The sequence below is a fragment of the Nostoc sp. FACHB-888 genome (assembly GCF_014696655.1).
Taxonomy (GTDB): domain Bacteria; phylum Cyanobacteriota; class Cyanobacteriia; order Cyanobacteriales; family Nostocaceae; genus Nostoc.
Genome location: NZ_JACJQM010000207.1, coordinates 1 through 6,937, shown reverse-complemented (window position 1 = coordinate 6,937; position 6,937 = coordinate 1). Strand labels below are relative to the sequence as shown.

Here is a 6,937-nt window from a genome sequence, read left to right as displayed (position 1 = left end):
GGCTGGACTAAACCTGTCACTGACAACAAAACAGGAATGACAGAAATACAGTTACTCGCTGCTCTAGCTAAACACTTGGCAGAGCAAGAACAGCATTTACTCCAACAACAACAGCAACAGACCGAAATTTTGGCAAGACTAAAAGCGGTTGAAGTTGAGCAAGACAGAGTAAATACACCCTGCGGACATAAATACAGTGTTGTTGGATTCGCCAATCTTCAAGGTTTAGAAATATCTGTAAAAGAAGCTGGTACTAAAGGTCGAAAAGCAAATGCATTGTGCCGAAAACAAGGCATAGAAATAGAACGCATTCATGACCCCCGTTTTGGAAAAGTCGGGTTGTATCCAGAGAGTGTGTTGATTGAGGTTTTCTCTAGTGGTCAAAACTAACAGCAAGGGTCTTCAGAATACTTTCTTTAATTGGAGAAAAGTACCATGCAACAACTGAATTTATTCACTGAATCAACCCCAGTTTTACCAGTTACTTACTACCCCGATTTCTTAAGCCTTGAACAAGCAAACGAACTCTACCAACACTGCTTGAAACTGGAGTGGCAGCAAAATCAAATCAGGATCGCGGGTAAAACAATGCCTGTTCCCCGCCTGGAGTGCATTTATGGTGATGCCGGATGTGATTACCTCTACTCCAACAGCGTGTTTTTGAAACCACTATGTTGGACAGAAGCTCTGTCTAGCTTACGGGATCGCATCACTGCGCTAACTGGTTACAAATTCCGCATTGTCATTGGCAACCAGTACCGCACGGGGACTGATTCTATCGGCTGGCATTCTGACAACGAACCATCGATGGGACTTAACCCTGCAATCGCATCAGTCAGCTTGGGGTCATGTCGCAAATTCCAGATCAAACCCATCGGTGGCAAACCAACGGATTTCTGGCTGGAGCATGGCAGCTTGCTTGTGATGCACCCCGGTTGTCAGTCCACACATCTGCATCAAGTTCCGAAAACCAACAAAGTGGTTAGCACTCGGATTAATTTGACTTTCCGACCACATACCGGGGGAAGGAGATAATTCTGATTTTTTCAATCTGAGCAGAGAAACAATAGCACTTCAAAAAAGCTGTCAGCCCTGATTTTATATCAGATTCACTGGCTGACCGAAGAGGCGGAGGGGCAGGGGGCAGGGAGCAGGGGGAGCAATAGAAAGTCCCGTTCGCGCAGCGTCTCCAAGAGTTGCCGTGAAGCGGAGCGGAACATGGGTATCAAGCCCCGCCCAAAAGCGGGCGTTCTCGATTGGTCAAAGTACAAGCTCCTTCCAATCCTCTCCCTTGCTCCCTGCTCCCCACTCCCCTGCCTCTTCTGACAGCATCAATTTTTCGTGCAATTGATTTTTCAATAGTCATCTACAATCACAGTTTATTAGTTCATCTGTACTATTACATTCCCTCAAAAAGGAGTCAGTTCGTGGGAGAAGCAAAACGTCGCCGCAAATTAGATCCAAATTACGGTCAAACTAAAATACCTGATTCTTCTCTTCCAATCCCAAGCGAGGTTCTCAAAAAACAAATTGAATCCTCACATCATTTCACAAATTCTCGTCAGGAATTACCATCATTTCATCTAAATTTACCTCCACTACCTAAACAAAATCATCCTCTTCATCAGATAAACAGTACCGACCTACATCAAAATCCCAACAGTGAATTAGCTCCAAACCATTGGCATGAATGGGTTATCGGTTCAGTCGTTGACCCGACAATTACTGAACTAAATGTTCACTCGGTTAGTGGTAATGAAATATACGAATATCTGGTGTACGCCCTCCCACAAACATCTCGACGCAATGATGGGCGACTGCGTGATGGCTACTTGAGAAGATATACCCACGCAGAAGCTGGTGCATGGTGGGTAAACGGACTTGATCCCCTCAACTCATGGCTACCGATGGAGTGGGGACGGATGAAACCAGATTACCCTCGTTTGGAATGGGACAAAGAAACTCAACAGCAAACTGATAAACCTGTCAAATACGAGTCCCCCGCTAAAACCCCCAATCGTGTCACATATCTGAGAGTCCCCCTACATATTTGGAAATTGGTGTCCCTGCGGTATGACGTGCCGATGCCAGAACTGATCACCGTTACTGATCAAGGAGAGGCATTAGGTTTTTGGGCTTGGGTAATGGCACACCCGGAAATCCCTGTAATCCTTACAGAGGGTGAAAAAAAAGCCGGCTGTCTTCTAACTTTGGGGTATGTAGCCATCGCACTCCCTGGAATCTGGAACGGGCGCGTAGGCAAGGAAGACTTGGAATACCTGCACCCTGATTTAGTCCCAATAGCGCAAAAGGGTCGCAAATTCATCATTCTCTTCGACTATGAAACCAAACCCAAAACCAAACAGCAGGTTTTTGCTGCTACTCGCCGCACCTGTCAAGTTATTCTCCAACTTGCCTGTCAATGCGAAGTAGCGCTGCTGCCTGGGCCAGAAAAAGGAATTGATGATTGGGTTATGGCTTTGGGGAAAAAAGCTGATAAAGGAGTGTCCACGATGATTGCTGATGCCTTGAGAATCAGCGAGTTAAGCCAAAGGTTTTTCGTGAATCGCGCCAGGGGACTTCACAAATTCAAACCTAATATTGTCGTTAATACTCGCTATCTCTCCACAATTATCCGCTCCCTACCTCAATCTGGGTTAGTTGGTTTGGCTTCTGACATGGGTACTGGCAAGACTGAAATCCTGGCAATGATCAGAAGAGAGAACCCAGAAAAAAGCTTTTTGAACAACGGGCATCGGGTTACTTTACTTAAAAATCTCAGCGATCGCTTGCAAACAGCAATGTACTCTGCCATATCCTGCGGTGACTGGGCTAAAGCAAAAGCACTGAGTATCACTGTAGACTCGCTGTATAAAATGGCAAACGATTTACAGGCTTACGATATTCTTTTTATTGATGAAGCCTGCCAGTATCTCGCTCACTTGCTCAAATCAAAGACCTGCAAGGAACACCGGGGGGCTATTCTGGAGGTACTGGAATACTTGGTCTACAATGCCAAACTGGTAGTGTTGGCAGATGCTCACCTCGATGACTTGACCATTGAGTTTTTTATGCGAATGCGACCGGCTGGTGAAAAACCCTACATCATCAAAAACGAATACCGTTCTGGTGGTCGTCAAGTCTATTGGTACGAAGGGAAAAACAGCAGCGCGATCGTTGCCGAGTTCCACGCTCAGTTGATGCTGGGTAAAAAGTTGATGATGGTCAGTGATAGTAAGCGGTTCATCAAAAAACTGGAACGAGCGCTCAATGATGGTTCAGCAATTGATGACGCTGATAATACACCCGAATCAGCCGAAGACCGCAAGTTACGGGTGTGGGCTATTCATTCGGAAAACAGTGGCAGTGAGGAGAATGTCATCTTTATCCGAGAGATTAACATTGCCATTAAGGATATCGACGCTTTTTTAATTACTCCCAGTCTCAGTTCAGGGGTTGACATTTCCAGCTATCATTTTGATGCCGTGTTTGGCGTGTTTCATGCTGTTTCACAGTCGGCTACAGAATGTGCCCAGCAATTATGGCGGTATCGTCCAGATGTTCCCATGCACGTTTGGGTGGCTCCTCGTCCTCCATTTGGTTATGCAGAAACCAATGCCCGTCGCATCAAAGAAAAGATTCTTCAGAAAAACGAGATGACTGCCTTTCTCATCCGCATTGACAGAGAGACAGGCAGACGTGGTGCAGAGAAGGACTGGGCATTGGATGCCAGTTGTCAGATTGAAGCGCAAAGAAATTGGTCGATTAATAATTTACGTTCCGATCTGCGATCGCTGCTTCTTGAGATGGGCAATACGATTATTCCTTTAGGCGACGCTGGTGATGAAGGAACTTCCCGGTGGATGAAGGCGGCTGGTATCGCCATCGATGAGGAGTATTATCGCAAAGTGGCTAATGCCAAAGATATTGATAGGAGGACTTATACAAGTAGGCAGCATCAAGACTATCTCAAACCGGAGGAGGTTTTGGAATGTGAAAAGTTTCGCATACAAGACACTTACGGCATGAGCGTAACCCCTGAACTGGTGGAGAAAGATGACTCTGGGCGGTTAATTAAAAAGATTGTTGCACTTGAAGCGATATTGGCAGCGCCTGGGGAAATGATTACTGATGAGCAGGAGCGGGAATGTGTTTCACCGCCGACTGTGGTTGCCGAACGCGATAAATCGGAAAGAGAGCGATTAACTATTTGCACAGACTGGAGCAATCATTCTACCGCGTGGTTGATGCGTCATCGGCTGGGACTCAGGGCAGTGTTGATGGATCTGATGGCTGGGGTTGAGATTAAAGGCGACGAGGCGATGATTCAGGCTTTGGCAGAGTTCTCAAAACGCAATGCATCTCATGTTAAAGGCATTCTTAACCTGACCATCCCGCTATCGGAGTCTGCTTTGTGGATTTTGGGGCAGTACCTCTGGCAACTGGGTTTGTCTACTGAGTCACGAAGACCAATGGAGGATGGGCAGAGGGTTCGGTATTATCGCCTGAATACTGAGGATGTTGAGTTTGCCCAAAAGGTGCTGGATTATCGGCAGAGGCAGAGAGAGGAGAAGGAAAGAAAGCGGCATCAGGAGCAAGAACGAAACGCGGCTTATGCAGCTAGAATGCAGGCTCAGTATGGGATTAATGCTCCGCCCACACCCCCCATTAATGAAGATGGAGATAATAATCGGGGGGGTATGGACACAGATGAAGAACTCAGTGGTTCTTGGTGGGAGCGGGTTAAATATTATGCTAGGCTGGCGATTGAACGGGTTGAATACGGGGTTGATAAGGTTAAGGAATTACTCAGTACCCTAACGATTGATGAGCGTTGCGGTGTGATGCTGGAGTTTGAAGATGCAAGCCCTGACAAGTTTGCTCAACTGGTGTCAGATGCCCCACAGTGGACTGAATGGATGGCGTGAGAAAGCGTTCCTTCAGGTAGTAAACCAATAAACTATTGCTTGCGAGGAAACTCCTCGCAAGCTGCTGACGGGTGTTGACAAATCCTGCTGCCATGCGTGAAACGAGTAAATCAAAACGCTACACTCAATTACAATAACGATTGGTGCAAGTAGATTTATACCCAACAGTTCCGGTTTGTTTTCAAAAATTCAAAGCTAATAAAAGGATGAAATACCAAAAAAATGGAGATGAGTGAGCTAAATTCCTGTAATAAATATGGCTAAAACTAAAAAATCAGAAAATGTTTCCAAAAAAGCGACTAACCCTTCTCCCAATGCACTATATGTGCTGGAGGTGTTTTTAATTGACGGTCCAATTACGGAGGAATTTGCTGCTCTAAACCCAGTGGTGTCTCGAACCATTGAGATTGAAGGCAACAATACTTTGCAGGATCTGCATAAAATCATCTTCAAAGCATTCGACCGAGAAGAAGAACATATGTACGAATTTCAAGTCGGAGGAAAAGGCCCCCAAGATCCAAACGCGAGACGCTATTGCACAAAACAAGCATTTTCCAGTTCCGATTTGGCACCAAAGCCTACAGGAGATGTGTCTAGTACTTCAATTGCGTCCTTGGCCTTATCTATAGATGATGCTTTTGGTTACTGGTTCGATTTTGGTGATGATTGGTGGCATCAGATTGATGTCATCAGCATTGCAGACATAGTTCCATCAGGCAAATATCCTAAAATTACTCAGCGAGTCGGAGCTAGTCCTCCTCAATATGCGGATTTTGAGTAGAAGAAAAACCTTGCCAATCGCCATTGCCTTGCTACGATAGGCTATTTGATAAATCAGGATATCACTCAAGCAGAGAAGGTTTTTAAAGAATAATGGCACCTAAAAAACATAATTTACTTAATCACGGATGTTTCCTTAATTCCACAAATAAAAAGATAGTTGTCAATTTAGCCACGGGTGATATTTTAAATCTAATAACCCAAGAATTAAAAACTCGCTATTCACCAGAAACTCAAAAACTTGTACTCGAAGAGAGTTCAAAACTGCTACCTGATTTGGTATTTCAAGAAATGTTACAGCGCCAACAGCAGGTAGTGAATGTTAACCCTGATAGCTTAATTGTGGTTAACTGTGCGATACAAGAGACAGAGCTTGATGAGTTTGGGTTTAATTTAAATGTCGAAGTATATTTTGTGATTACAGATGTCAAAGGTCAAAATCACTTTCGTGCTAATCGGATAGTCCTTTGGTCAGATATTTGGGGTGATGAAGAACAGCTTTTTGATTTAGAAGATGAGTTAGGTGAGCAATTCTGGACAGATTATCAAATGCAGTTACTCTTTGATGATAAAAATCAGCAAACAATTGAATTAGAAGTATCACAAACAGATGATTCTGCCGCGAGGTTAGAATTTTACCCATCCCTGAAAAAGTTTTCACCATCCATAGTTCCCTTTACGGATAATGACTTTTAAAATAAGTGATTAAGCCAGAATGCGCTCAACAATTATGGCGAAATCGTCCCAATGTGCTTATCCGTCTTTTGTCACTTGCTGATAATTTCGGCTCTTCCGTAGGTGTTATGCTGAAATTGAAATAATAATTCGAGATTTACCTTTAATAACAAGGCTTTTGGGTAGTTTTAACCTTAATTTTATTCCAAAGGCTCAAAATCCAAGCTTAAAAGCTATCTTTCTTGCCCTGTAAGGAATCTGAGCTATTTTATAAGCGTTTTTAGCATAACAAGTAATGAAGAGCCATAATTTCTTATTCCAGAACTCCGGCTCTTTCAATAATAAACCATTCATGGTACAAGATTGCTAAGAAAAATTCTTCATTCTTTAGGCGATCGCATACCGCCATAAATCCCGAAAAGAATGGATCATCTTCATAGGTAGTATCTGATAGAAAAACTGTTACAGAATTTTTATCCGCACTCCAGATACAACGTATTATAGTAATATTAGGATAATGTGATTTATCTACAGGTAATAATATTGAGCAGTCT

General features: G+C 43.9%; 4 protein-coding genes and 2 pseudogenes. 5 read left to right on the top strand and 1 reads right to left on the bottom strand.

Annotation, left to right across the window (positions count from 1 at the left end; genetic code table 11):
• From H6G26_RS36680 to H6G26_RS36660, 5 genes and pseudogenes are all read left to right on the top strand, one after another.
• A pseudogene (locus H6G26_RS36680) lies at positions 1 to 390 on the top strand (hypothetical protein); the annotation flags it as partial.
• Positions 391 to 435: 45 nt separating this feature from the next.
• Positions 436 to 1,035, top strand: coding sequence for an alpha-ketoglutarate-dependent dioxygenase AlkB (locus H6G26_RS36675; RefSeq protein ID WP_190736386.1), 600 nt, complete (start codon positions 436 to 438; stop codon positions 1,033 to 1,035).
• A 392-nt stretch (positions 1,036 to 1,427) separates the two neighbouring features.
• On the top strand, positions 1,428 to 4,928 hold the full coding sequence (locus H6G26_RS36670) for a plasmid replication protein, CyRepA1 family (RefSeq protein WP_347242576.1): 3,501 nt from the start codon (positions 1,428 to 1,430) through the stop codon (positions 4,926 to 4,928).
• A gap of 256 nt (positions 4,929 to 5,184) precedes the next feature.
• Complete coding sequence (locus H6G26_RS36665; protein ID WP_190736384.1) at positions 5,185 to 5,709, top strand: plasmid pRiA4b ORF-3 family protein; 525 nt, start codon at positions 5,185 to 5,187, stop codon at positions 5,707 to 5,709.
• Between the two features lie 92 nt (positions 5,710 to 5,801).
• A complete protein-coding gene (locus H6G26_RS36660; RefSeq protein ID WP_242054202.1) occupies positions 5,802 to 6,404 on the top strand; it encodes a hypothetical protein in 603 nt (200 codons plus the stop codon).
• 292 nt (positions 6,405 to 6,696) lie between these two features.
• Here H6G26_RS36660 and H6G26_RS36655 read toward each other — a convergent pair.
• Positions 6,697 to 6,937 (bottom strand): annotated as a pseudogene (locus tag H6G26_RS36655) (hypothetical protein); the annotation flags it as partial.